This window comes from Neisseria sp. HMSC064D07, from assembly GCF_001837185.1.
In the GTDB taxonomy this organism is placed as follows: Bacteria; Pseudomonadota; Gammaproteobacteria; order Burkholderiales; family Neisseriaceae; genus Neisseria; species Neisseria flavescens_C.
Window position 1 is genome coordinate 238,645 of sequence record NZ_KV831701.1, and the last position, 22,783, is coordinate 261,427.

General features: G+C 50.4%; 21 protein-coding genes. 7 read left to right on the plus strand and 14 right to left on the minus strand.

Annotation, left to right across the window (positions count from 1 at the left end; genetic code table 11):
• Window positions 1-133: 133 nt before the first annotated feature.
• On the plus strand, window positions 134-1,231 hold the full coding sequence (locus tag HMPREF2608_RS08155; protein ID WP_070826578.1) for an NnrS family protein: 1,098 nt from the start codon (window positions 134-136) through the stop codon (window positions 1,229-1,231).
• A 52-nt stretch (window positions 1,232-1,283) separates the two neighbouring features.
• Here HMPREF2608_RS08155 and pgi read toward each other — a convergent pair whose 3' ends face one another.
• From pgi to zwf, 5 genes are all read right to left on the minus strand, one after another.
• A complete protein-coding gene (gene pgi, locus HMPREF2608_RS08160) occupies window positions 1,284-2,927 on the minus strand; it encodes a glucose-6-phosphate isomerase (RefSeq protein WP_070826579.1) in 1,644 nt (547 codons plus the stop codon).
• Window positions 2,928-3,070: 143 nt separating this feature from the next.
• Entirely contained in the window at window positions 3,071-3,919 is an 849-nt protein-coding gene (gene hexR, locus HMPREF2608_RS08165; protein WP_070826580.1) for a DNA-binding transcriptional regulator HexR, read from the minus strand.
• Window positions 3,920-3,996: 77 nt separating this feature from the next.
• Window positions 3,997-4,977, minus strand: coding sequence for a glucokinase (locus HMPREF2608_RS08170; protein ID WP_070826581.1), 981 nt, complete (start codon window positions 4,975-4,977; stop codon window positions 3,997-3,999).
• Complete coding sequence (gene pgl, locus HMPREF2608_RS08175; protein ID WP_070826582.1) at window positions 4,958-5,653, minus strand: 6-phosphogluconolactonase; 696 nt, start codon at window positions 5,651-5,653, stop codon at window positions 4,958-4,960. The genes HMPREF2608_RS08170 and pgl overlap by 20 nt, the downstream gene beginning before the upstream one ends.
• Before the next feature lie 63 nt (window positions 5,654-5,716).
• Entirely contained in the window at window positions 5,717-7,162 is a 1,446-nt protein-coding gene (zwf, locus tag HMPREF2608_RS08180; protein ID WP_070826602.1) for a glucose-6-phosphate dehydrogenase, read from the minus strand.
• A gap of 482 nt (window positions 7,163-7,644) precedes the next feature.
• Here zwf and edd point away from each other — a divergent pair, with 482 nt between their 5' ends.
• On the plus strand, window positions 7,645-9,480 hold the full coding sequence (edd, locus tag HMPREF2608_RS08185) for a phosphogluconate dehydratase (protein ID WP_070826583.1): 1,836 nt from the start codon (window positions 7,645-7,647) through the stop codon (window positions 9,478-9,480).
• A 90-nt stretch (window positions 9,481-9,570) separates the two neighbouring features.
• Window positions 9,571-10,209: a bifunctional 4-hydroxy-2-oxoglutarate aldolase/2-dehydro-3-deoxy-phosphogluconate aldolase gene (locus HMPREF2608_RS08190; RefSeq protein ID WP_003745733.1), complete on the plus strand. Its 639-nt coding sequence runs from the start codon at window positions 9,571-9,573 to the stop codon at window positions 10,207-10,209.
• A 66-nt stretch (window positions 10,210-10,275) separates the two neighbouring features.
• On the opposite strand, the gene HMPREF2608_RS08195 is transcribed toward HMPREF2608_RS08190, so the two are convergent.
• The 7 genes from HMPREF2608_RS08195 to HMPREF2608_RS08220 all read right to left on the minus strand — a co-directional run bounded on the left by HMPREF2608_RS08195 (window position 10,276) and on the right by HMPREF2608_RS08220 (window position 17,399).
• Window positions 10,276-11,880, minus strand: a complete 1,605-nt coding sequence (locus tag HMPREF2608_RS08195) for an NAD(P)-binding protein (RefSeq protein ID WP_070826584.1) — start codon at window positions 11,878-11,880, stop codon at window positions 10,276-10,278.
• A 67-nt stretch (window positions 11,881-11,947) separates the two neighbouring features.
• Complete coding sequence (locus HMPREF2608_RS08200) at window positions 11,948-13,639, minus strand: DUF4178 domain-containing protein (RefSeq protein WP_070826585.1); 1,692 nt, start codon at window positions 13,637-13,639, stop codon at window positions 11,948-11,950.
• Window positions 13,640-13,726: 87 nt separating this feature from the next.
• A complete protein-coding gene (speD, locus tag HMPREF2608_RS08205; RefSeq protein WP_070826586.1) occupies window positions 13,727-14,110 on the minus strand; it encodes an adenosylmethionine decarboxylase in 384 nt (127 codons plus the stop codon).
• The gene (locus HMPREF2608_RS11500) at window positions 14,107-14,253 is read right to left on the minus strand and encodes a hypothetical protein (RefSeq protein WP_162837292.1); all 147 of its coding nucleotides are present in this window, start codon (window positions 14,251-14,253) and stop codon (window positions 14,107-14,109) included. Before HMPREF2608_RS11500 ends, speD begins: the two co-directional genes overlap by 4 nt.
• Before the next feature lies 1 nt (window position 14,254).
• Window positions 14,255-15,775, minus strand: coding sequence for a DUF4178 domain-containing protein (locus HMPREF2608_RS08210; protein WP_283122306.1), 1,521 nt, complete (start codon window positions 15,773-15,775; stop codon window positions 14,255-14,257).
• Between the two features lie 161 nt (window positions 15,776-15,936).
• Window positions 15,937-16,950, minus strand: a complete 1,014-nt coding sequence (locus tag HMPREF2608_RS08215; protein ID WP_070826587.1) for an SPFH domain-containing protein — start codon at window positions 16,948-16,950, stop codon at window positions 15,937-15,939.
• A gap of 50 nt (window positions 16,951-17,000) precedes the next feature.
• Complete coding sequence (locus tag HMPREF2608_RS08220; protein WP_039861961.1) at window positions 17,001-17,399, minus strand: DUF350 domain-containing protein; 399 nt, start codon at window positions 17,397-17,399, stop codon at window positions 17,001-17,003.
• Between the two features lie 205 nt (window positions 17,400-17,604).
• On the opposite strand from HMPREF2608_RS08220, the gene HMPREF2608_RS08225 reads away from it, so the two are divergent.
• Window positions 17,605-18,357: a CPBP family glutamic-type intramembrane protease gene (locus HMPREF2608_RS08225; RefSeq protein WP_070826588.1), complete on the plus strand. Its 753-nt coding sequence runs from the start codon at window positions 17,605-17,607 to the stop codon at window positions 18,355-18,357.
• 73 nt (window positions 18,358-18,430) lie between these two features.
• Here HMPREF2608_RS08225 and HMPREF2608_RS08230 read toward each other — a convergent pair whose 3' ends face one another.
• Window positions 18,431-18,778, minus strand: a complete 348-nt coding sequence (locus HMPREF2608_RS08230) for a cupin domain-containing protein (protein WP_070826589.1) — start codon at window positions 18,776-18,778, stop codon at window positions 18,431-18,433.
• Window positions 18,779-18,953: 175 nt separating this feature from the next.
• On the opposite strand from HMPREF2608_RS08230, the gene HMPREF2608_RS08235 reads away from it, so the two are divergent.
• Complete coding sequence (locus tag HMPREF2608_RS08235) at window positions 18,954-19,844, plus strand: DMT family transporter (RefSeq protein ID WP_070826590.1); 891 nt, start codon at window positions 18,954-18,956, stop codon at window positions 19,842-19,844.
• Window positions 19,845-19,862: 18 nt separating this feature from the next.
• Complete coding sequence (locus HMPREF2608_RS08240) at window positions 19,863-20,219, plus strand: SpoIIAA family protein (protein WP_003678720.1); 357 nt, start codon at window positions 19,863-19,865, stop codon at window positions 20,217-20,219.
• Between the two features lie 156 nt (window positions 20,220-20,375).
• On the opposite strand, the gene argS is transcribed toward HMPREF2608_RS08240, so the two are convergent.
• Entirely contained in the window at window positions 20,376-22,094 is a 1,719-nt protein-coding gene (argS, locus tag HMPREF2608_RS08245; RefSeq protein WP_070826591.1) for an arginine--tRNA ligase, read from the minus strand.
• A 153-nt stretch (window positions 22,095-22,247) separates the two neighbouring features.
• Here argS and HMPREF2608_RS08250 point away from each other — a divergent pair, with 153 nt between their 5' ends.
• The gene (locus tag HMPREF2608_RS08250; RefSeq protein ID WP_070826592.1) at window positions 22,248-22,757 is read left to right on the plus strand and encodes an isochorismatase family protein; all 510 of its coding nucleotides are present in this window, start codon (window positions 22,248-22,250) and stop codon (window positions 22,755-22,757) included.
• The last annotated feature ends 26 nt before the right edge of the window (window positions 22,758-22,783 follow it).

Here is a 22,783-nt window from a genome sequence, read left to right on the forward strand (position 1 = left end):
CCCCTCTCCCCGTGGGAGAGGGCTAGGGAGAGGGCAAGCAAGCCGCAGGCTTGCTTCTTTGGCGAAAGATACGGCCCTGTCCGCCCAATAAATCCATATCCGAAAGCATCTTCATGCAGAATCAAGCCAAGCCATGAATAAATTTTTCACCCACCCCATGCGGCCGTTTTTCGTCGGCGCGGCGGTGCTTGCCATACTCGGCGCGTTGGTGTTTTTCATCAGCCCCGGCGCCATCGTCCTGCACCGCCAAATCTTCTTAGAACTCATGCTGCCTGCGGCATACGGCGGTTTTCTGACTGCCGCCATGCTCGAATGGACGGGCTATAAAGGTCGTCTGAAACCCGTTGCCACCGTCTTGGCAGCGCTGTTGCTCGTGGCATCCGTCCTGCTGCCGTTTGCGCCGCAAACCGCTTCGTTTTTCGTTGCCGCCTATTGGCTGGTGTTGCTGTTGTTCTGCGCTTGGCTGATTTGGCTTGACCGCAACACGGACAACTTTGCCCTTCTAATGCTGCTCGCCGCGTTCACCGTTTTTCAGACGGCCTATGCCGTTAGCGGCAATTTGAACTTACTTCGCGCGCAAGTGCATCTGAACATGGCGGCGGTCATGTTCGTATCTGTGCGCGTCAGCGTCCTTCTAGGAGCGGAAGCCCTCAAAGAATGTCGTCTGAAAGACCCCGTATTCATCCCCAACGTCGTCTATAAAAACATCGCTATTACTTTCCTGCTCTTGCACGCCGCCGCCGAACTTTGGCTGCCCGCGCAAACCGCCGGTTTTACCGCGCTTGCCGTCGGCTTCATCCTACTCGCCAAGCTGCGTGAGCTTCACCATCACGAACTCCTGCGCAAACACTACGTCCGCACTTATTACCTGCTCCAGCTCTTTGCCGCCACAGGCTATCTGTGTACAGGCGCGGCGAAACTGCAAAACTTGCCTGCTTCCGCGCCCCTGCACCTGATTACCCTCGGCGGCATGATGGGCGGCGTGATGATGGTGTGGCTGACTGCTGGACTGTGGCACAGTGGCTTTACCAAACTCGACTACCCGAAACTTTGCCGCATTGCCGTCCCCCTACTCTTTATGGCTGCTGTATCGCGCGCTTTCTTGATGAACGTGAACCCGATATTCTTCATCACACTCCCTGCGATTCTGACCATCGCCGTGTTCGTACTGTATCTTTTCACGTTTGTACCGATATTTCGGGAAAATGCATTTACGGATGATCCAGAATAAAACAAAAGGCCGTCTGAAAGTTTCAGACAGCCTTGGCATTTAACTAAATGCTTTATTTGTTGGCGTTCAAATAAAGATTAATCAGACGTGTAGTCGAGCTGTCGTGTTTTTGCACTTCGGTCTCGCCGGTCAATTCGGCAAGAATGGTTTTGGCCAGTTGTTTGCCGAGTTCTACGCCCCATTGGTCAAAGCTGTTGATGCCCCAAATAATGCCTTGGACGAAGGTTTTGTGTTCGTACATGGCAATCAGGCTGCCCATATTGCGCGGGTTGATTTTGTCCATGAGGATGAGGTTGGTCGGACGGTTGCCGGAGAAGGTTTTGTGCGGAACCAGCTCTTCGATACGCACTTCGTCCATGCCTTGGGCTTGAAGCTCGGCGCGTACTTCGTCAGGCGTTTTGCCACGCATAAAGGCTTCGGCTTGAGCAAAGACGTTCGCCAACAGGATTTCATGGTGGCCGCGCAGGTTGCTGCGTTTTTCAAGGGAGGCAATCAGGTCAATCGGCGTGATGTGCGTACCTTGGTGCAGCAGTTGGAAGAATGCGTGCTGGCCGTTGATACCGGTTTCGCCCCAAATAATCGGCGAAGTTTCGTAACCGACAGCTTTGCCGTCAAGGGTCACTTGTTTGCCGTTGCTCTCCATATCGAGCTGCTGGATGAATTTGGGCAGGCGGTGGAGATGTTGGTCGTAAGGCGCGATAACGTGGCTGCCGCCGCCGTAGTAGTTGATGTACCAAACGCCGATAAGGGCAAGGATAACTGGCAGGTTGCGCTCCAGCGGCGTGTTGATGAAGTGTTGGTCCATCAGATGCGCGCCGTTGAGCATTTCGATGAAGTTTTCTTCGCCGAGGTACAGCATAATTGGCAGGCCGATGGCAGACCACAGGCTGTATCGTCCGCCGACCCAGTCCCAGAATTCAAACATATTGGCGGTGTCGATACCGAATTCGGCAACGGCTTTTTGGTTGGTCGATACGGCAACGAAGTGTTTGGCGACGGCGCTTTCATCGCCTGCATGATCCAAGAACCATTTACGCGCGGTCAGGGCGTTGGTCAGGGTTTCTTGAGTGGTAAAGGTTTTGGAAGCAATGATGAACAGCGTGGTTTCAGGGTGGACTTTAGACAATACGTCGCGCAGTTGTGAGCCGTCCACGTTGGAGACGAAGTGCATCTTCAGGCGCGGATGACCGAAAGGTTTGAGCGCGGTACACATCATCAGAGGGCCGAGGTCGGAGCCGCCGATACCGATGTTGACGACGTCGGTAATGACTTGATTGGTATAGCCCAACCAGCTGCCGCTGCGGACTTCATGCGCGAACTCGCCCATGCGTTGCAAGACATGGTTGACCTTAGGCATCACATCCTCGCCGTCCACGACGATAGGGGCATTGGTGCGGTTGCGCAGGGCAACGTGGAGTACGGCGCGGTTTTCTGTCGTATTGATTTTTTCGCCGCGGAACATTTGCTGCATCCGTTCCGGCACACCTGCTTCACGCGCCAACTCGAACAAAAGCGACATGGTTTCGTCGTTGATACGGTTTTTAGAATAATCCAAAGTCAGGCCGCCAACTTGTAGCCAGTAGCGCTCGGCACGTTCGGGATCTTGCTCGAACATTTCACGCATATGTTGTTCTTTGGTTTCGTCAAAATGTATCCATAATTTTGACCAAGCTGGTAAATCGTAAAGCTGTTTCATCGGATGCTCTCCTGGATAGTGGACAGTTTTGTTGAGAAAACGGCCGTGAGGTCGTCTGAAACGGGAACGGGGTGGTTTCCGTTTTTTGAGGTTTCAGACGGCCTTGATGTGGGTTGGGGCCGTCTGAATATATCAGTGAAGAATCAATCTTTATCGTATTCGATGTGTTTGTTATGTATGCTTTTTTTACTTTTTTGCAGTTGAATGCTGGCAGTGTCGCCCAAGCGTAAAGCCAAGCCAATGGCAAGAATGTCGATAACGGCCAGCTGCAGAAGACGGGACACCATAGGCGTATAAAGCTCGGCATTTTCCTGAGTGGCAATGCTCAATACGCAGTCGGCCATTTGGGCCAACGGCGAATCATTGCGGGTCAGCGCGATAACGGCTGCGCCGTTTTCTTTGGCGATACTGGCTGCATCCAACAATTCGATAGATGAGCCGGTATTGGAAATCGCCACCAACACATCCTGCTCGGTCAATACGGAAGCCGCCATCAACTGGGTATGCGTATCGACATAGGCAACGGTGGACATACCGAAGCGGAAGAATTTGTGTTGCGCGTCTTGGGCAACGATGCCGGAGTTGCCGACACCATAAAACTCAACGCGTCGTGCGTGCTTCAGAATGGCAATCGCGTTTTCCAGCTCGGACTCTTTCAAGAAGCGGCGCTCGCCCAAGAGGGAGGCTGCGGCATTGCCCAAGACTTTTTCAACCACGCTGCTCATATTGTCATCAGCGTTCAATTCTTCATGAACGTAAGGCATGCCTTCATGACCGATGCTGGCAGACAAAGCGAGTTTGAACTCAGGCAAGCCTTTGTAACCCAAGCTACGGCAGAAACGGATTACAGTCGGCTGACTAACGGAAGCACGCTCGGCGATTTCCGCCACAGCGGCATGAACGAACCATTTCGGCTCGGCCAGCGCAGATTCGGCAACTTTGCGTTCTGCACCGGAGAGATTGGACAATGATTCGCTGATTTTGCTTAACATATACTCTACCCTTTGATTCTTTGACGTTCAGGACAAGGTACATTTTCGTACCCTGCCCTGCACCGCCGTTTGTGTGTTTAAACGTTATTTAAATGATTGTCTAATGCGGCCGCCGCGCCGACGATGCCCGGAAATTCGCTCAATACGATATACACGGGGATGGCGGCAAGATAAGCTTCAAAGCGGCCTTTATTTTCAAAGCGGCTGCGGAATGGAGACGTTTTAAAGTAATCTAACACGCGCGGGATAATCCCGCCGCACAAATACACGCCGCCGCGCGCGCCCAAAGTCAAAGCCAAATTGGAAGCGACCGTACCCAGCATGGCGCAGAAAATATCCAAAGTCTGACGGCAAATAGGCGATGTTCCGCTCAATGCCTTATCGGTGATTTCAGAAGGCTTCAGACGGCATTGTTTGATGTTGTCACGTTTGGCCAATGCTTCGTAAATCAGACTCAAACCTGCGCCACTCAAGAAACGCTCGGCAGAAACATGGCCGTATTTGTTTTTAGCGTATTGCCAAATCAACACTTCCATATCGTCAAACGGCGGGAAGCTGGTATGGCCGCCCTCACCTGCCAACGCCACCCAGCCGGCAGCGCTGTGCACCAAACCGCTGACACCCAAACCTGTACCCGGGCCGATGACGGCTTTAGGCGCAAATTCGATCGGTTTTTGACCGCCGATTTGTATCAAGTCTTTCTTATCGGTTTGTGTTACCGCCAAAGCCTGGGCGGTAAAGTCGTTCAACAGAATCAACGTTTCAAAACCCAAAGCCTGACGGGTGGTTTCGATGGAGAATGCCCAGTGGTGGTTGGTCATCTGCACCCAGTCACCCAAAATCGGATTGGCAATCGCAAAGGCGGCGTGCAAAACTTTCGGGCTGCCTGCGCGTTCCAAATAACTTTTGGCGGCATCGATGATAGTGTCGTAATCCTTGCAAGGCAAGACTTCAGCCTTTTCAATGACCCGTGGTGCAGTTTCAAGTGCAAAACGGGCATTCGTACCGCCGATATCGGCGACCAAACGAGGATAAGCTTCAGTGTGCATAGTAGACATGGCAGTTAATTCCTTGGTGATTGAGAATCAGACTGGTCGGATATTCGGTATCGGCCCTTGCAGCAGCCTTGTCAAATACCGCTTTTTTCTCTGCGCCTTGAATGGCCAAAAATACATTCGGCGTTTTGGCAATCGCACCCAAAGTCATGCTTACACGCTCATGTGGCGCGGTAACCGGCGTAGTATGAATCAATGTCGGGTCATTGGCTTCATTGATCGCGGCCTGTAATTGAGGCGCTTGAGGGAACAACGACGCCGTATGCCCGTCTGAACCCATGCCCAACACCAGCACGTCAGGTTGCTTGTAATGTTTCAATGCATAAGCAACAACAACTTCAGGTTGTAATTCAGTTTCAGACTTTCCGTCTTCAACAACAGGAATCCATGTGGCAACGGCCGCGTTATTTTTGAGCAGATATTCGCGTACCAAGCCTGTATTGCTGTCGGCATGCGTGGTCGGAACGATACGCTCGTCCACCAAAGTAATGCCGACATTTTGCCAATTTAAATCTTTTTGCGACAAAGCCTCGAAAAACGCAATCGGCGAACGACCGCCGGAAACGGCCAAAACTGCATGGCCTTTCTCATTCAGCGCGGCTTGCAATGCCGCGGCAACGGCATCAGCCAAAGCTTGCGCGGCAGTTGCAGCTTTTTCTTGTTCGTGCCAAACAAACATGTTTCGTCCTTTCATGGTTTCAGACGGCCTTTTGTTGGAAAACAAGGCCGTCTGAAAGAAATATTATTGCTCTTCGTGCCACTTGTTGCCGTCACGGGCCAACAGCGCGCGCGCAGCTTCAGGACCCCAAGAATGGGCTTCGTAAGCATGTGGAGGCGTTGTATTGTTCGCCCAGTTTTCCAAAATCGGCATCACATATTCCCAAGCGGCTTCGAGTTCGTCACGACGGTTGAACAAAGCGAGTTTGCCGTTAATCACATCCAGCAGCAGGCGCTCATAAGCCTCGGCACGGCGACCCTCTACGGCTGTGCCCAAGTCCACGCCAATCGGTGTCACTTCGACTTTGTTGCCTGCACCCGGGGTTTTTACTTGCGTGTAAAGGCGGACTGATTCGGTCGGTTGTAGTTCAATAACCAAACGATTCGGCGCAGGTTGGCTGTTGTCAAAAATATGGTTTTGCAGCGGACGGAAATTCAACACGATTTCCGCTACTTTGCCTGCCATGCGTTTGCCGGTACGCAGGTAGAAAGGTACGCCTTTCCAACGTTCGTTTTCGATTTCGGCCTTGATGGCGACATAGGTTTCAGTGAAACTGTCTTTCGGTACATCGACTTCTTCCAGATAGCCGTTCATGCCGTTTGCTGCAACATATTGGCCGCGAATAACATTTTCGTTGACGGATTCGATGGTCAGCGGTTTCAGCGATTTGATGACTTTCACTTTCTCGTCGCGTACGGCATCCGCATCCAAGCTCGCCGGTGCTTCCATCGCAGTCATACAAAGCATTTGCATCAAGTGGTTTTGCACCATGTCGCGCAGCGCGCCGGTAATGTCGTAGAACTCGCCGCGTTCTTCCACGCCGAGCTGTTCGGCGATGGTCAGTTGTACGCTTTCGATGTATTTGTTGTTCCACAACGGCTCGAACATCACGTTGGCAAAACGCAGCGCCAGTAGGTTTTGCAGGCTTTCTTTACCCAAGTAATGGTCGATGCGGTAGATTTGTTCTTCTTTGAAATAACGGGCCACATCTGTATTGATTTGTTGGGAAGAAACCAGGTCCGTACCCAACGGTTTTTCCAAAACCACGCGCACGTTATCGGCATTCAAACCGATTTCGGCAAGGTTTTCACAGGCTTGCGCAAAGAATTTCGGCGCAGTTGAGAGGTAGATCACGACATTTTCAGTATTCTTGCGTGCTTTTACCAAGTCGCCCAAGGCAATGAAATCGCCTTTCTTTGTCACATCGACTTTTAAATACTCGAGACGTTGGATAAACGATGCCCACGCTTCATCTGAGAAGTTTTGTTTGACATGGATTTTAGAATTCGTTTCCACTTTGGCCAAAAAGCCGGCGGTATCCAATTCGCTGCGGCTTACGCCCAAAATACGACCTTCGGGATGAAGCAAACCGGCTACATGCGCCTGATACAGGCAAGGCAAAAGTTTCCGCATTGCCAAATCGCCGGTCGCGCCAAACAACACCAAATCAAAATTTGTCTGTGTACTCATCGTTTCATCTCTCGCTGAGGAAGCTTGCTTCAAAACTTTTGGACTGTCGTCATCCATAAAAATCAATTAAAATCAAAAGCCTTTAAGCAATAAGCAGTAAAAAACCAATCGCCTGCACCAAAATTTCAAACAAGCGGGCTAGTGAGTAGTAATACTACACATGGCTACAGATTTTGTCTATTCTCATTTTTACAAATTGTTTGATTTAACATAAAAGTTTGATGACTTTTGCAGCCTGCCATTTTACGAATTGACCATACCTCGATTTAAATCAAATTTCTTCCACTTAGCGAATTATTTTGTAACAAAATTACAGAATTTGTACTATAATACGCAGACGCTTCGAAGAGAAATCTTCAACATTTCAGACGGTACTCATTATTTATTCCCACAGCTCCAGGCCGTCTGAAAAAACACCCAATACAAAAATCAGAAACGCGCAAACAAAATCCCTATCATATCGTTTTGCCAGGAGACAGCACATGAACCCCACTCCTATTCACCCTAAACTCGCCGAGATTACCGAGCGCATCATCGAGCGCAGCCGCCCGACGCGTGAAAAATATCTGGCGAAAATCCGTAGTGCCAAACAGATGGGACGCTTAGAGCGCAACCAACTCGGCTGCAGCAATTTGGCTCACGGCTATGCCGCCATGCCCAAAAGCATCAAAATCGAAATGCTTCAGGAAACCGTCCCCAACTTAGGCATCATCACTGCCTACAATGACATGGTTTCCGCACACCAGCCGTTTAAAGACTTCCCTGACCAAATCAAAGACGAAGCACAGAAAAACGGCGCGACCGCCCAAGTTGCCGGCGGCACGCCTGCTATGTGCGACGGTATTACCCAAGGCTATGCCGGTATGGAATTGTCGCTGTTCTCCCGCGACGTAATTGCCATGAGTACCGCCATCGGTCTGTCTCATCAAATGTTTGACGGCAGCCTGTTTATGGGCGTGTGCGACAAAATCGTTCCCGGCTTGATGATCGGCGCTTTGTCTTTCGGCCATATTCCGGGCATCTTCGTTCCAGCAGGCCCGATGTCCAGCGGTATCGGTAATAAAGAAAAAGCCCGTACCCGCCAGCTTTTCGCCGAAGGCAAAGTTGGCCGCGATGCCTTACTTGAAAGCGAAATGGGCTCTTACCACAGCCCGGGTACTTGTACCTTCTACGGTACCGCCAACTCCAACCAAATGATGATGGAAATGATGGGCGTGCACCTGCCTGCCGCTGCCTTCGTCCACCCATACACCGACCTGCGCGAAGCCCTGACCCGCTACGCAGCCGGACATCTCGCACGCGGCATCAAAAACGGCACCATCAAACCATTGGGCGAAATGTTGACCGAGAAATCCTTCATTAACGCCCTAATCGGCCTGATGGCAACCGGCGGCTCGACCAACCACACCATGCACCTCGTTGCCATGGCGCGTGCCGCAGGCGTAATTTTGAACTGGGACGACTTCGACGAAATTTCCTCCATCATCCCATTGCTGATTCGTGTGTATCCAAACGGCAAAGCCGACGTGAACCACTTTACCGCAGCCGGCGGCCTGCCTTTCGTCATCCGCGAATTGTTGGACGCAGGCCTGTTGCACGACGATGTCGATACCGTTGTCGGACACGGTATGCGCCACTACACCAAAGAGCCTTTCCTCATCGACGGCAAACTCGAATGGCGCGAAGCCCCTGAAACCAGCGGCAACGACGACATCCTGCGCAAAGCCGACAATCCGTTCTCCCCAGACGGCGGTTTGCGCCTGATGAAAGGCAACATCGGTCGCGGCGTGATTAAAGTATCCGCCGTGCGCGAAGGCTGCCGCATTATTGAAGCTCCAGCCATCGTATTCAACGACCAACGCGAAGTGTTGGCTGCGTTTGAACGCGGAGAGTTGGAACGCGATTTTGTCTGCGTTGTCCGCTACCAAGGCCCGCGCGCCAACGGTATGCCCGAATTGCACAAACTGACCCCGCCTTTGGGCATCCTGCAAGACCGCGGCTTCAAAGTGGCACTGCTGACCGACGGCCGTATGTCCGGCGCATCCGGCAAAGTTCCGGCCTCTATCCACATGACGCCTGAAGCCCTGATGGGCGGCAACATTGCTAAAATCCGTACCGGCGACCTGATCCGCTTTGACTCCGTTAGCGGCGAACTCAACGTCCTAATCAACGAAGCCGAATGGAACGCCCGCGAAGTCGAACGCATCGACTTGAGCGCGAACCAACAAGGTTGCGGCCGCGAACTTTTCGCCAACTTCCGCAGCATGACCAGCAGCGCAGAAACCGGCGCCATGAGCTTCGGCGGCGAATTTGCCTAAACCCTTTTCAGACGGCCTTTTAAAACAATCAGGCCGTCTGAAACCATGTTAACGAACCTATTACGATACAGTCCCCAACGGAGACCTAAAATGTCCAAACTGACCCCACGCGAAATCCTGACCGCCGGCGCAGTTGTACCGGTAATGGCGATTGACGACTTGAGTACTGCCGTCGATTTATCCCACGCCCTTGTCGAAGGCGGCATCCCCACCCTCGAAATCACCCTGCGCACCCCTGTCGGCCTCGACGCCATCCGCCTGATTGCCAAAGAAGTGCCCAACGCCATCGTCGGCGCGGGTACGGTAACCAATCCCGAACAGCTCAAAGCCGTTGAAGACGCAGGTGCGGTTTTCGCCATCAGCCCGGGTTTGCACGAATCCCTCGCCAAAGCCAGCCACAACAGCGGCATTCCCCTGATTCCCGGCGTTGCCACTCCGGGTGAAGTCCAACTGGCTTTAGAACACGGCATCGACACCCTCAAACTCTTCCCTGCCGAAGTCGTTGGTGGCAAAGCCATGCTCAAGGCACTCTACGGCCCTTATGCCGACGTACGCTTCTGCCCGACCGGCGGCATCAGCCTGGCAACTGCCCCCGAGTACTTGGCGCTGCCTAATGTCTTGTGCGTCGGCGGCTCATGGCTGACTCCAAAAGAAGCCATCAAAAACAAAGACTGGGATACCATCACCCGTCTGGCTCGCGAAGCTGCCGCTTTGAAACCAAAAGCCTAATCAGGTTATTAAGTTAAAAGAGCAAAGGCCGTCTGAATATGATTTCAGACGGCCTTTTTATATCAATTAAGCCAACACTTTCCGTACCGCTTCCACACCCCAATACAAAGCCTCTTCAAATACCGAATAGCTGCTTAAATCACTGTGCGCAAATAATAATCCAGTATTTCGGTTTCTGATTTTTAATAAAGCCTCATCGCTTAAATACCCGGGTTTCGGCACGCTCATGCCATGCCCGCGAACGGTAATGTCAACATGGGAAACGTGCCGCCAAAAGCCTTCGCCGTAAGCGGTAAGCAGATCTTGGGCGGCAAGCTGGAGCAGCTCTTCATCGCTTGCGTCAAGCAGCTGGCGGCGGACGGCTTGTGGCGTATCGTGGTTGAGCGCGGCGTAGGTGGTAAAAATCGTACGTTCAGGACGGGCAACCCGAATAAGCTGATTGGTCGCAACAACATAGCCCAGCCCTTGGCTACCGTAAACCACATTGTCCCACGCAAGTTCGCTGTTGTTTTTTTCTTTCGGGAAACTGTGCAGTTCAAAATTGGAAACCAGCCATGGCGCGTATTCTGGGATGTCCAGACCAAATTGTTCGGGAAATTCAATAATACGGGCGGCAACCATCAGCGGCATGGCGGAGATAACGTGTTGCGCGGTGACGGCAACGGTTTCCCCTTTTGCATTATCACGCAGCCACACTTCAATCCGGCCGTCTGAAAGCGGTTTGATTTTGACGGCAGAAGCATTAACCGAAACAGGCTTCTCCACACGGATACGGTTTTCAGACGGCCATTGCCAGCCTTCCTGCAAACCGGCATGACGGCGCAGGTTTTCAGAAAGATGTGCCAAACCTTCGGGCCAAGTGAGGACGGTTTCCGCGCTGTTGCGGGCGGCAAAATAATGCAGTCCGGCAAAGGCAGACACTTGCCCAATGCCTTGTCCGTAATCGTCGCGGCAACAATAATCGAGATACCACAAAAGCTCGGGCGAGTGGTAACCTTCTTGCTCAAGCCATTGTTTGAACGTCAAGCTATCAAGTTTGCGCCATGTTTCATCTACCGATGACAGCGCAATCGGAATGGCAAAAATTTTCTTACCGTCATTGCCATAAGCCTGTTTCAGACGGCCTATCAAACCAAAAAACCGTTTGGAATCCGCATCTTCTTTCGGCAATAAATGTTCCACCCATTTATCCTGATATAAGAGGCGCGATTCGGGCGCATAAACCAAATCGGTTTCCCTAAAGCTGCCGTCCGATTGCAAGATACCAAAATCCGCCAACATCTCGCGCACATACACGCTTTCTTTCGACGGCAAAGCCAAATAATGCGCACCGCTCGGCGCTTTCAGGCCATCTGAAGACGTATAGGCGGCATTGTTGCCATTGCGTTCAAACCCTTCTGCCAACAATACATCGCGGTGATTATGCTTCGCCAAATACCACAACGCCCCCAAACCAGCCGCACCGCCGCCGAGTATCAACGTATTGCATTCATAACGACGAGCCGGCGCTTGCAACAATTCTCCATCGCGCAACAAATGCCCCAACGGCAAGCCAACACGGTTAATAGAAACCGGCGGTTTGCGGTTGAGGTACTTATAAGTCTGCCAAGAGAAAGCAGAGGAGGCACCAAGCGCGGCGGTATAGCTGAGAAATTGACGGCGGGTTAACATGTTTTATAAAAAGGTCGTCTGAAAAAATAAAAGTAAAACGGTACAACGAGGTTAAGCAGGTCTCGCGTTATTTATGCCCTGCCGAATAACCATGATAGGAGCTGCCGGAATGCGATGAGTCACTGTCTTCCGCTTTGACATAGTTGAACAAGACGGTAAGAAAAATGATGAAAGCAAAGAAAATAATCGTCCCTCCCCGTTCTTCTTCATAATCACGATCGTTTTTATATCTGTCAGAAACCCATATCCATACCAACGCACACAGACTAACCACTATACCGACAGGACTACGTAGATGCGGCGACAGCCAGGCCGGAAGGTTGACGATGATAAGAATCAGCATAGCAATGATACGGGCTACATTATCTCTACTCCCAATATTTCTATTGTCGCCCTTCAGCCAGTAAGAGAGCATCTCCTTAGTATCAAAAGACAGGCCGAATGCCTTTCTCATTTGACGGTAAGACACAGGACTGCTTTTACTCCAGACTATTTCATCCTTGCTCTGCTCAGAACACAGAATGACATTCCGGCCATAACTTTTCTTGCCGCTATATTCCTTGTAATGAAATAAATCGCCTTGTTTGACTTTCCAATAAAAAGCACCAGCCGCTGCCTCGACCTGCCCGCGGTAATGATCAATCAACATTTCACCGACAGGATTGCCACTTGAATCAAAGTCCGGCCATGTGTGTAAGGTTTCTGACAGCCGCCAGCGTTTTCCAGACTCAATCAGCCAGGCAAACCCTTGTTGCGTGTTATAAAGCAGATATTCCGTCCAGTATTCGGACTGATTTTGGTTATAGGACGATATTTCGGCAAATCTTACAGCCCCGATAATCAGATATTCTGTATCGTTCAGACGGCCTTTCGTACCAATGGAAAGTGTGAACAGATTTTCTTGTTCTTCCCTTTGGGCATTTGCCTCCATCAACGCAACAGTATCTTTTGTCGTGCTCAAACTGCTGCTGCAAGACTGACATAAAAGGAAAGAAGTAACACCACTTGGCCAATGGACAGGAGCGCCGCAATGAGGACAGTTTTCAGAAAGAATCTCTCCTTTCAGACGGCCTGCACTTTCACGGATTTCATCATCACTGCGCTTATTTTCCAGCTTCAAACTGTCCAAACTGACTATGTGTCCGAAGTAGGAGTCCATTGGAAAAGTCGAATAATCCAAGGTCAAAAACAAATTGCCCCGTCGCCAGTCGCAAACCTCGCCTGTCGCTTGATTCCCAGATAAATTGAACGGCAATTCGCCTTGCGCATCGGTATTACGGTAATGTATGGTACGGACGTCTGACGCAATAAAGGTTTGTCCATTAAAGACCAACGAACTGGAGCCGGCTTTCACCGACTTAAAATTTTTCGGCCCCCGTCTCCTCTTCTGGGAAAGCAAACAAGTCATCGCATATAAATCGCCAACCTCGGAAAGCCAGCCGGTCCGCCCGTCATCAAACAAGACATACCATTCATTCCATGCGCCGACATCGTAATGCACCTGCAATCGCCCAATCAGCGTAAATTTCCGATCATCAAAAACGCCTCGCGTTCCAATCTGCAACGGACTGAAATCTTCCAGCAACGCAGAATCACGCCCTGAATTGGCAACAAAATATCCGCTCCTCCCTTTACCGATTCTAGCAACCAGCATACTGTGACAATGGCCACACACCAGCGTCACGGCAGTAGCGGAATACGCCTCCACAGGCGCACCACAGCTTGGGCAATCGGTTTTAAAAAAAGGCGTTTTTTCCATATAACGTCAATATTTCAGTTTAATCAGCACAAGGTTTAAGGCCGTCTGAAAACGGATTGAATATGCTTTCAGACGGCCTGACAGATTTTATTGTTCAACCGATGGTTGTATATCGTCCAGTATACCTTCGCCACGTTGCACAACCGTCCAAACAGCCCTTTCTGCCGCCAACTCCCTGCACAAGATTTCCTTCACTTTTTCCAATTTCATACCGCCGCAGATAAATGCGTCTATAGCGGCGAAGCGGTGTTCAGGCCAAGTGTGGATGCTGATATGGGACTCGGCGAGCAGTAAAACGCCGGTTACGCCGCCTGCCCCACCGAAGGTATGGAAATGTTCAGTCAATATGGTGGCTTCTGCAGCCTGTGCAGCAGCTACCAAAGCGGTTTTCAGACGGCCTTCATCTTTTAAAATGGCTTCATCGCAACCGTATAAGTCCAATAGGCCATGATTACCGGGCATGTGGGTCATTTATGGCCTCCGGAATAACCGCTGCCGCCATAATAGCCGCCGGAGTGCATACGCGAGCCGTCGGAATCGGAAGAGCCGTAGCTGATGATCATGGAGATGACGATGATGATGGTGCTGAAAATGATGTAAGTAATTCTCGACATGTTAATCCTCGTCCTCGTCTTTTTTGCCCATGGTCCACAACAACCAGCATCCTATAAAGATGACGGTAAGCGCAGCAGAACTGTCGCCGGTCAGAAACGCAGGGAGATTGACGACAACCAGGATGGCAGTCATTATGATTCTTAATGATTTATCAATGCCGTCCACCGCCATGTTTGCAGTGTAATGCGGAGCTTGGCTGGTCAGATTAAACGCGTCTGCAATTTCCCGATAAGCAATTGGGGCACTTCTAGTCCATGCCATTTCGTGACTGTTTAGTTCGGAGCCAATCTTACGGCTTTGTCCGTCTCGGTAATCGCTGTAATAGTTCAAATCACCGTTTCGGACACGCCAATAAAACGCTCCGCTGGCAACCCTGACCCGTCCACCATAGTCATAAAGTTTGCCATAGCCTTGCGGTTGGCGGTTGCGGTCGAGGCGCGGCCAATCATTCAAGGTTTCGGAAATATTCCAACCTTCATCAGCTTCAACCAACCATAAGAAACCCTGAGTTGGGTTGTAAAGCAGATACTCTGTCCACTGCCCTTCCGGTGCCAATGTATGTTTGGCACCTTTGAACAAGTTATCAAATGTTTCCTGCGCATCTGTTTCTAAATATCGGATTGCGCCGATAACATGAAATTCTTTATTTTTCAGACGGCCTGTCGAGCCGACAGGCAAAGTAAACATCGTATTTTGCGACAAACGCAGATCATTGGCGGTAATAAGCTCCGCCTTATCCTTGCCAACTGCCAATTCGCTGCCGCAACTTTGACAGTTCAGATGGGAAGTCAGCCCGTTTACCCAATGAATGGATGAGCCGCAGTTAGGACAGTTTTCTGAAGTAATACTGCCTTTCAGACGGCCTGCGCTTTCTTTAATTTCATCTTCGTGGCGCGTGTTTTCCAGCTTCAAATCATCCAGGTTTACCATCCGCCCGAAGAAGGCTTCGGGTGTTTTGCCGCTGTAATCAAGCGTGATGAAAAGGTTTTCGCAACGCCAGTCGGAAACCCGATTTTCTGTATCCTCTTTCAAAACAAACGGCAATTCGCCCTGCGCAGCCGCGCGTTTCAAGCTGATTTTGCGGACATCGGAGGCAATATAGTGCTTATCTTGAAAAGTCAGCTCGCTAAATCCGGCTCGCGTGTCTTCAAATTTCGGCGGATTATCGATTTCGACCGGCATGGTCATTACATACAAATCGCCCGCCTCAGAAAGCCAACCGGCTCTGCCGTCGTCAAACAGCGCATACCATTCATTCCACGCACCATCATCGTATTGCACCTGAAGCCGTCCGACCAAGGTAAAGCGTTGAGCGACAAATGTGCCGCTGGTGCCGATTTGCAGCGGACTAAAATCTTCCAGCAATGCGGAATCGCGGCCGGAGTCGACAACGCCGTTATCTTGCCGCACCAGCATGCTGTTGCAATAGCCGCACACCAGCATCACGGCAGAAGCAGAATGCGCTTCGACAGGTGCGCCGCAGCTTGGGCAGTCGGTTTTGAAGAAAGGAGTTTGAGACATGGGTTTGCTTTTTTAGAATAAGTTGGGATGTTTCAGACGGCCTTAACGTTTTTAAAGTCGGACAGGCTTAATCAAATCATTTGAAAGGCCGTCTGAAACCTTTTCACAGAAGCAGCTCAACGCTTCTTTTGAATGATATTTTTCAGACGGCCTTCAATTGATTAACCAATCAACTGTTTCAACACTTCAGCCTTGGCTTTATCAAAATCTTCTTGCGAAATCAAACCGCCATCCAGCAAAGACTTGAGTTTCACCAATTTCGCCTGTGGATCTTCGGCAACCGGCTGAGCATTTTGCTGAGCCTGTTGCGCATTCGGCTGCATCATGCCTGACATGGCACCCGCCATCGCCTGACCAATACCGGCACCCACGCCCAAACCTGCACCGATTCCGGCAAGTCCGCCTTCATTTTGTGCCGCAAGCGGGATAGATTCGGCGGTTTGATATTGGGTGTAACGTCCCAAATCGCCGATAACACTCATCGAAATTTTCTTATCCAACGCAGCCTGAATAGACGCAGGCAAGGTAATGCTTTCAACAGTGAAGTTTTCCAGCGCCAAACCCAGCTTGGCAAATTCCGCGCCAAGCAATTCGCCGATTTTTTGCGACAGCAAAACTTGGTTCGCCGCCATATCCAAGAACGGGATACCGGAGCTGCCAAATGCGGCCGCCAATTGGGTGACTGCAATATTGCGCAGTTGGTTTTCCAAGTCTACACCGCTGTATTGAGCCGCCACGCCGCTAACTTCTTTGAAGAATTTTGCCGGATCGCTGATGCGGTAAGAATACATACCGAACGAACGCAGTTGCACCGCGCCAAACTCGGCATCACGCACGGTAACAGGTTGGGATGTACCCCATTTACGTGCGAGCTGTTGTTTGGTATTGAAAAAGTAAACATCCGATTTAAAAGGGGATTCAAAAAGCTTGTCCCAGTTTTTCAAGTTAGTCAGCACTGGCAGCGTTTGCGTATTGAGCGTGTAACGCCCCGGACCGAACACGTCGGCGGTTACGCCTTCATCGACAAACATCGCCATCTGCGCCTCACGCACAGTCAGGCTTGCACCGTTTTGGATCTCCTCATCGGCAATCGGAAAACGCCACATCAGCAGGCTGTCGTCGGGATTCGGCCATTGAATGACGTCGATAAACTGTTTCTTGATAAAGTTGAACATTTCAACTCCTTATAAAATAAATCAGGATACAAAATTCAAGGTATGGATACTCAAGTCAAGCAAGCAGCGTTCAAAATGCCAATCGAGATGGACACTGCACCAAACAACGCGCCGACGGCAACATTGTTGCCGATGAGTTCTGCGGTAGCGCCTTTAATCATCATTGTCGCAGCGAAATAGACAAAAATCTGAATTACGGCTGCGGCAAGGGCCCACAGGATAAAATCGATGAAGCTGACGCTGTGGGCAATACTTGAAGCCAGTGTCAGACAAAAACCGACCAACGCGCCGCCAAATGATAAGGCGCAGGCAAGGTTGCCGTTTTTAATCAGGCGCAATTCTTCAACGGGTGTAATCCGCAGATATACGGCAGCAAAAACAACGGTCATGGCGATGCCTGCCAACATGTATTGCAGGTAGAGCAGATATTGGGACAGAGAAATACTCACGATAAGATTCCTTGGTTTGCAATAAAGTGATTATGCCATATTTTTGAAGATAAACCCTTCGGAAAATATGGCATTTTTAGAAGCACTTCAGGCCGTCTGAAACGGTCTGATTTTTAATTCATGTTTTATTGTGATAATTGTTGACGATTTTTGTATGTTTATGTAACTATTGCGCACCGCTATTTATTAGAGCAAAGAGGAAAATATGAGCATACTCGCCGCCATCCGCCCTAAAGAGCCTTTGCGCCATCTGCGCTGGTTTGACATGCTGATTGTGACCGCTATCCTGTTCGGTCAATTTGCCTACCGTTCTACCCAACTTTATATCGCCAGCCTGATGCCGCAAGTGGAAACAGCCGCAGTTGCCGAAGAAGTGCGCGATACTGCGGTAACCGGCGTAGCTTATTCTGAAAACATGAGCCTGCAGTTGACGCTGCTTGCTATTGCTCTGATTTACCTCGTTATCCGCCGTTTCGACTTTAAGCAGCTGCCGATTCGCTTTAATTTAGGCGTATTGTTTTGGACGCCTGTGATTTTTATCCTGATGGGTCTAACTGCCGATGCGGTAACTTCGTTAAGCGGCGGCTACAATTATTTCACCACTGAAATCTTCCAATACATCAAACCATTATCCATTTTTGACAAATTCGCCGCCCTTGCGCCGATGGCCATCCTCTACGGCCTTTTAAACGGCTTTTATGAGGAATTCTGTTTCCTCGGTCTTTTAACCTGCGTGGAAGACAAATACAAATGGCAGGCATTGGCCTATTCGACCTTGGTGCGCATCTCCTTCCATACTTATCAAGGCATGCTTTGGGCGACCGTCATCGGCGTTGTTTTCGGCTTGATGTACTACTTCTTCTACAAATACAAAGTCAAAAATCTGCTGCCGTTTTTCCTGATTCACGCCTTGGCAGATATCTTCGGCTCCGGCTTCATCTATTTGATTTGCGCTTAATGGCAACGATTGGATGAATAAACAAGGCCGTCTGAAACATCATTTTTCAGACGGCCTTTTATCATCTATCGGCTTACTTAATCAAAGTAATTGCCACATCTGCATCTTCGGTTGCAACAGCCTCAATCACTGCATCTCCGCCAAACCGCAACACCGAGCCTGCGCCGACCGTATGTTTTTCCTTCTGATTCAAGGTTACGTCAAAGCTCCCTTTTCCAACGGCAAAAATCAGCGTTTTAAAACCCGGATGATCATGCGGCTTAATCTGCTCCCCTTTTTTCATATCTTTCTTAACGACCATGTAATTTTCGCCGCTGAAAATCTTACCATTTTCAGAAGAAACCTCTCCCAAGGGAGCGGCAGAAACGGCAACGGAAAACAAAGCAGACAGCAATACGGCAGAAATATTGACAACTTTCATGACAAGCCTTTCTTGAAAATAGGGCTTTCATTCTACAAAAAACCACTATATTGTTCAATAATAATTCTCATTTCTTAATCTAAAGACCATCTGAACTCCAACGATATTTTTCAGACGGCCTGATTGGCCTGTATAATATTCTCTTATTAATAAAATCGCTTTACACACCCATCAAATGGAAACCGTCAGAAAAGATCCGCTCGGCTCGGCATGGATGGTTATTGCCGCGCTCGGCTTTACCGTCATGAACCTCTCCATCAAAGCCGCCTCAACGCAATTCGGCTTTTCCAGCGGCGAGCTGGTCTTTTGGCGCATGCTGGTCTCCACCCTGTTCTTAGGCATCATGGCCAAAGCGCAAGGCAACACGTTTTCCACGCCGCATTGGAAAACCCATCTCAACCGTAGCGTCATCGGCACGCTTGCCATGATGTGCACGTTTTATTCCGTCATGCACCTGCCGCTGGCAACAGGCGTCACGCTCAACTACACGTCCTCCATCTGGCTGGCCATCTTTTCATTTTTCATTTTAAAAGAAAGAATTACGCTTTATACCCAAGCCATTTTGGTTATGGGCTTTATCGGCGTTATCCTGTTGCTCAACCCATCTTTTCAAGGAGGACAAGAATTTGCCGCGCTGGTCAGTTTGGCAGGCGGCGCCATGTCTGGCTGGGCATATTTGCAGGTGCGCGAACTCTCGCTTTTGGGCGAACCGGGCTGGCGCGTGGTGTTTTATTTGTCGCTTACCGGCCTGATTATGGGCGCAGTCTGGAGCACCATCACAGGCTGGCATCCGCTGACCGTGTCTTCCCTGCCCTATCTGGCCGGCATCGGCATCTCTGCCATGATTGCACAATTGGCCATGACCCGCGCCTACAAGGTCGGCAAGAAATTCACCGTTGCCTCGCTTTCCTACCTGACCGTCGTTTTCTCCGCCCTATCCGGCGTACTGCTTTTCGGCGATAAAATCACTTGGCAGGAAGCCGCCGGCATGGTTATCATTGTTGCAGGCGGCGTGTTCAGCAGCTTTACTCCGGCCTCAATCAAAAAATTTCTGATGAAGCAATAATTTAACAAGGAGAACACCATGATTTCCATCCGCGAACAATCTTACGGCTTAAATGTAGCGCTGTACAACGAGTTCACTTTGGACGATTTCCGCCAATTGGAAGAAGCCTTGTTGGCCGCAAAACAAAAAGTCCATCTGCCCGATATCCTTTTGGATTTGTCCATGCTGAAAGACTTCACCATCGATATGGCCGTCGAGCAAATTAAATTCCTCAACCAACACGAAACCGACTTCGGCCGCGTTGCCGTCATTACCGACGACATCTGGATCAAACTCGGCGCGCGCCTTTCCAGCCTCTTGACCAACCAACATCCCAAATATTTCAGCGACGCTGCCGAAGCACAGGCTTGGTTGTTGGCAAGCAATTTGAAATAAAGACAAGGCCGTCTGAACGCATTATCTGAGCAAATTCAAAACCGCTTAGGCTCAAAATCAACGGTATTACAATATTTTTCAAAGCATAAAAAGGCCGTCTGAAACCTTGCAACCTGCAAAGTTTCAGACGGCCTTTCATTGTTTTTATTCAAAAACTTACATCACATTCAATACTTCAATACCCAACAACTCCAAGCCTTGTTTCAGCGTGTTGCCGGTCAGCTTCGCCAGTTGCAGGCGGCTGTTGCGGGTTGCGCCTTCTGATTTCAAAATCGGGCAGGCTTCGTAGAAGCGGCTGAACAGAGTGGCAATTTGATAGAGGTAGGCGGCGAGATAGTGCGGATACGCAGTATCTGCCACGCTTTGCAGTACGTCCTCAAATTTCAACAGCTCGGCGGCCAGTTGTTTTTCCAAAGGTTCGGTCAAAACGGTTGGCGCGGTTGCGTCCCATTCGCCTGCTTTGCGGAACACGCTTTGTACGCGTGTGTAGGCGTATTGCAGGTAAGGGGCGGTATTGCCTTCAAACGAAAGCATGGCATCCCAATCGAACACATAATCGCTGGTGCGGTTTTTGCTCAAATCAGCATATTTGACTGCGCCGATGCCGACGGTTTTGCCGATTTTTGCCGCTTCGTCCGCACCCAATTCGGGATTTTTTTCTTTCACCAAAGCAGTGGCGCGTTCGACGGCTTCGGTCAGCAGGTCAACCAGTTTTACGGTGTCGCCGCTACGTGTTTTGAACGGTTTGCCGTCTTTGCCCATCATCGTGCCGAAGCCGATAAACTCGGCTTTTGCATTTTCCGGCAGATAGCCTGCTTTGCGGGAAGTGGTAAAGAGTTGCTCAAAGTGCAGGGCTTGGCGGTGGTCGACGACGTACAGCAGGCGGTCGGCTTTCAGACGGCCTATGCGGTAGCGCAGGCACGCCAAGTCGGTGGAAGCGTATAGGAAGCCGCCGCCTTGTTTTTGCACGATAAATGCGGCAGGTTCGCCCTCTTTGTTTTTGAACTCGTCCAAGAACACGACTTTCGCGCCGTCGTCTTCGACTGCCAGGCCTTTTTCGACCAAATCATCGACCACGGGTTGCAAATCGTCGTTGTATTTCGATTCGCCCGCCACGTCCTCAGGACGCAGTTTCAAGCCCAGCGTGTCGTAAACGGCTTGGGCGTGCGAGAGTGAAATATCGACAAACTGTTTCCACAATGCCAACACGGTTTCATCGCCGCCTTGCAGCTTCACAACGTATTCGCGCGCGGTGTCGGCAAAGGCAGGATCTTCGTCAAAGCGTACTTTGGCAGCGCGGTAAAACTGCTCCAAATCCGCCAACTCAAACGCGGCATTATCTTTTTGCTGCTCAACCAAATAAGCAACCAACATGCCGAACTGCGTACCCCAGTCGCCGACGTGGTTTTGACGGATGACGGTGTTGCCCATAAATTCCAACACGCGTGAAATGCTGTCGCCGATGATGCTGGAACGCAGGTGGCCGACGTGCATTTCCTTTGCCAAATTAGGCGAAGAATAGTCGATAACGACGGTTTGCGGTTTGTCGGTTTTCGCTATACCGAAACGCGTGTCGTTCAAGGCCGTCTGAATGTTTTGGGCAAGAAATTCGGGGCGCAGGCGCAGGTTGATAAAGCCGGGGCCGGCGACTTCTGCGCTTTCAATCACGGCGTTGCCCACCAATGCTTCGGCCACTTTTTGCGCCAACTCGCGTGGATTTTGTTTGGCTTTTTTCGCCGCACCCATCACGCCGTTGATTTGGAAATCGCCGTGTTCAGCGTTTTTGGTCGGCTGCAAAACAACGGGACTGTCGGCGATGCCTGCGGCGACAAAGGCGGCGGCGGCTTCGCGTTCGACGGTTTGGTATAAATTCATGTTGTCGGTCTCTATCAATTCAAATCAGGCGGTATTTTAAAAGAATTTCGGGCTTTAAAACAGGGCAAGCTGCAATACTTTTCCAGCGGCTTGTTATATGATTGCATTCTGATTCAACGATTTTGCTGTAAAGGCCGTCTGAAAGGAAAAGCCATGAACCCTAAAAATACGCTTTGTCTGATTGTCGATATTCAAGAACGCCTGCTGCCCGCCCTTTCCGGCGCGGACGAAATGTTGGAACGCTGCCGTCTGCTGATTCAAGGCTTGACGGCTTTGGACATCCCCTTTGCCGTAACCGAACAATATCCGAAAGGTTTGGGCAACACTGTATCCGCCGTATCGTTGCTGTTGCCCGAAGGCACGCCGGTTGTCGAGAAAACCCGATTTTCGGCATTTTTGCCCGAAATTCAGGAAATCTTACGCAAAAACGACATTAAGCACGTTATTTTAGTGGGTGCGGAAGCGCATATCTGTATGCTTCAGACGGCCTTGGATTTGAAGGTGCAAGGTTACGCCGTATCCCTGCCTTTTGAATGCACCGCCTCGCGCACGACTGCCAACCGCGACAATGGTTTGGCGCAAATGAGCCGTCAAGGCATTACCATTTCCAATGTCGAAAGTATTTTGTTCCAACTGCTCGGCGATGCCAAACATCCGGCCTGAGACCTTTGCAAAAAAGCCCTTCCTTC

Excerpts from the sequence above, each read along its gene's own strand:
- zwf (WP_070826602.1), bottom strand. The coding sequence starts at position 7,162 with ATGAGTACACAGACAAATTTTGATTTGGTGTTGTTTGGCGCGACCGGC.
- HMPREF2608_RS08240 (WP_003678720.1), top strand. The coding sequence starts at position 19,863 with ATGATTTCCATCCGCGAACAATCTTACGGCTTAAATGTAGCGCTGTAC.
- HMPREF2608_RS11500 (WP_162837292.1), bottom strand. The coding sequence starts at position 14,253 with ATGTCGAGAATTACTTACATCATTTTCAGCACCATCATCATCGTCATC.
- HMPREF2608_RS08250 (WP_070826592.1), top strand. The coding sequence starts at position 22,248 with ATGAACCCTAAAAATACGCTTTGTCTGATTGTCGATATTCAAGAACGC.
- HMPREF2608_RS08190 (WP_003745733.1), top strand. The coding sequence starts at position 9,571 with ATGTCCAAACTGACCCCACGCGAAATCCTGACCGCCGGCGCAGTTGTA.
- pgi (WP_070826579.1), bottom strand. The coding sequence starts at position 2,927 with ATGAAACAGCTTTACGATTTACCAGCTTGGTCAAAATTATGGATACAT.
- HMPREF2608_RS08155 (WP_070826578.1), top strand. The coding sequence starts at position 134 with ATGAATAAATTTTTCACCCACCCCATGCGGCCGTTTTTCGTCGGCGCG.
- HMPREF2608_RS08230 (WP_070826589.1), bottom strand. The coding sequence starts at position 18,778 with ATGAAAGTTGTCAATATTTCTGCCGTATTGCTGTCTGCTTTGTTTTCC.
- HMPREF2608_RS08170 (WP_070826581.1), bottom strand. The coding sequence starts at position 4,977 with ATGTCTACTATGCACACTGAAGCTTATCCTCGTTTGGTCGCCGATATC.
- pgl (WP_070826582.1), bottom strand. The coding sequence starts at position 5,653 with ATGTTTGTTTGGCACGAACAAGAAAAAGCTGCAACTGCCGCGCAAGCT.
- HMPREF2608_RS08195 (WP_070826584.1), bottom strand. The coding sequence starts at position 11,880 with ATGTTAACCCGCCGTCAATTTCTCAGCTATACCGCCGCGCTTGGTGCC.
- HMPREF2608_RS08210 (WP_283122306.1), bottom strand. The coding sequence starts at position 15,775 with ATGTCTCAAACTCCTTTCTTCAAAACCGACTGCCCAAGCTGCGGCGCA.
- HMPREF2608_RS08225 (WP_070826588.1), top strand. The coding sequence starts at position 17,605 with ATGAGCATACTCGCCGCCATCCGCCCTAAAGAGCCTTTGCGCCATCTG.
- argS (WP_070826591.1), bottom strand. The coding sequence starts at position 22,094 with ATGAATTTATACCAAACCGTCGAACGCGAAGCCGCCGCCGCCTTTGTC.
- HMPREF2608_RS08215 (WP_070826587.1), bottom strand. The coding sequence starts at position 16,950 with ATGTTCAACTTTATCAAGAAACAGTTTATCGACGTCATTCAATGGCCG.
- speD (WP_070826586.1), bottom strand. The coding sequence starts at position 14,110 with ATGACCCACATGCCCGGTAATCATGGCCTATTGGACTTATACGGTTGC.
- hexR (WP_070826580.1), bottom strand. The coding sequence starts at position 3,919 with ATGTTAAGCAAAATCAGCGAATCATTGTCCAATCTCTCCGGTGCAGAA.
- edd (WP_070826583.1), top strand. The coding sequence starts at position 7,645 with ATGAACCCCACTCCTATTCACCCTAAACTCGCCGAGATTACCGAGCGC.
- HMPREF2608_RS08235 (WP_070826590.1), top strand. The coding sequence starts at position 18,954 with ATGGAAACCGTCAGAAAAGATCCGCTCGGCTCGGCATGGATGGTTATT.
- HMPREF2608_RS08200 (WP_070826585.1), bottom strand. The coding sequence starts at position 13,639 with ATGGAAAAAACGCCTTTTTTTAAAACCGATTGCCCAAGCTGTGGTGCG.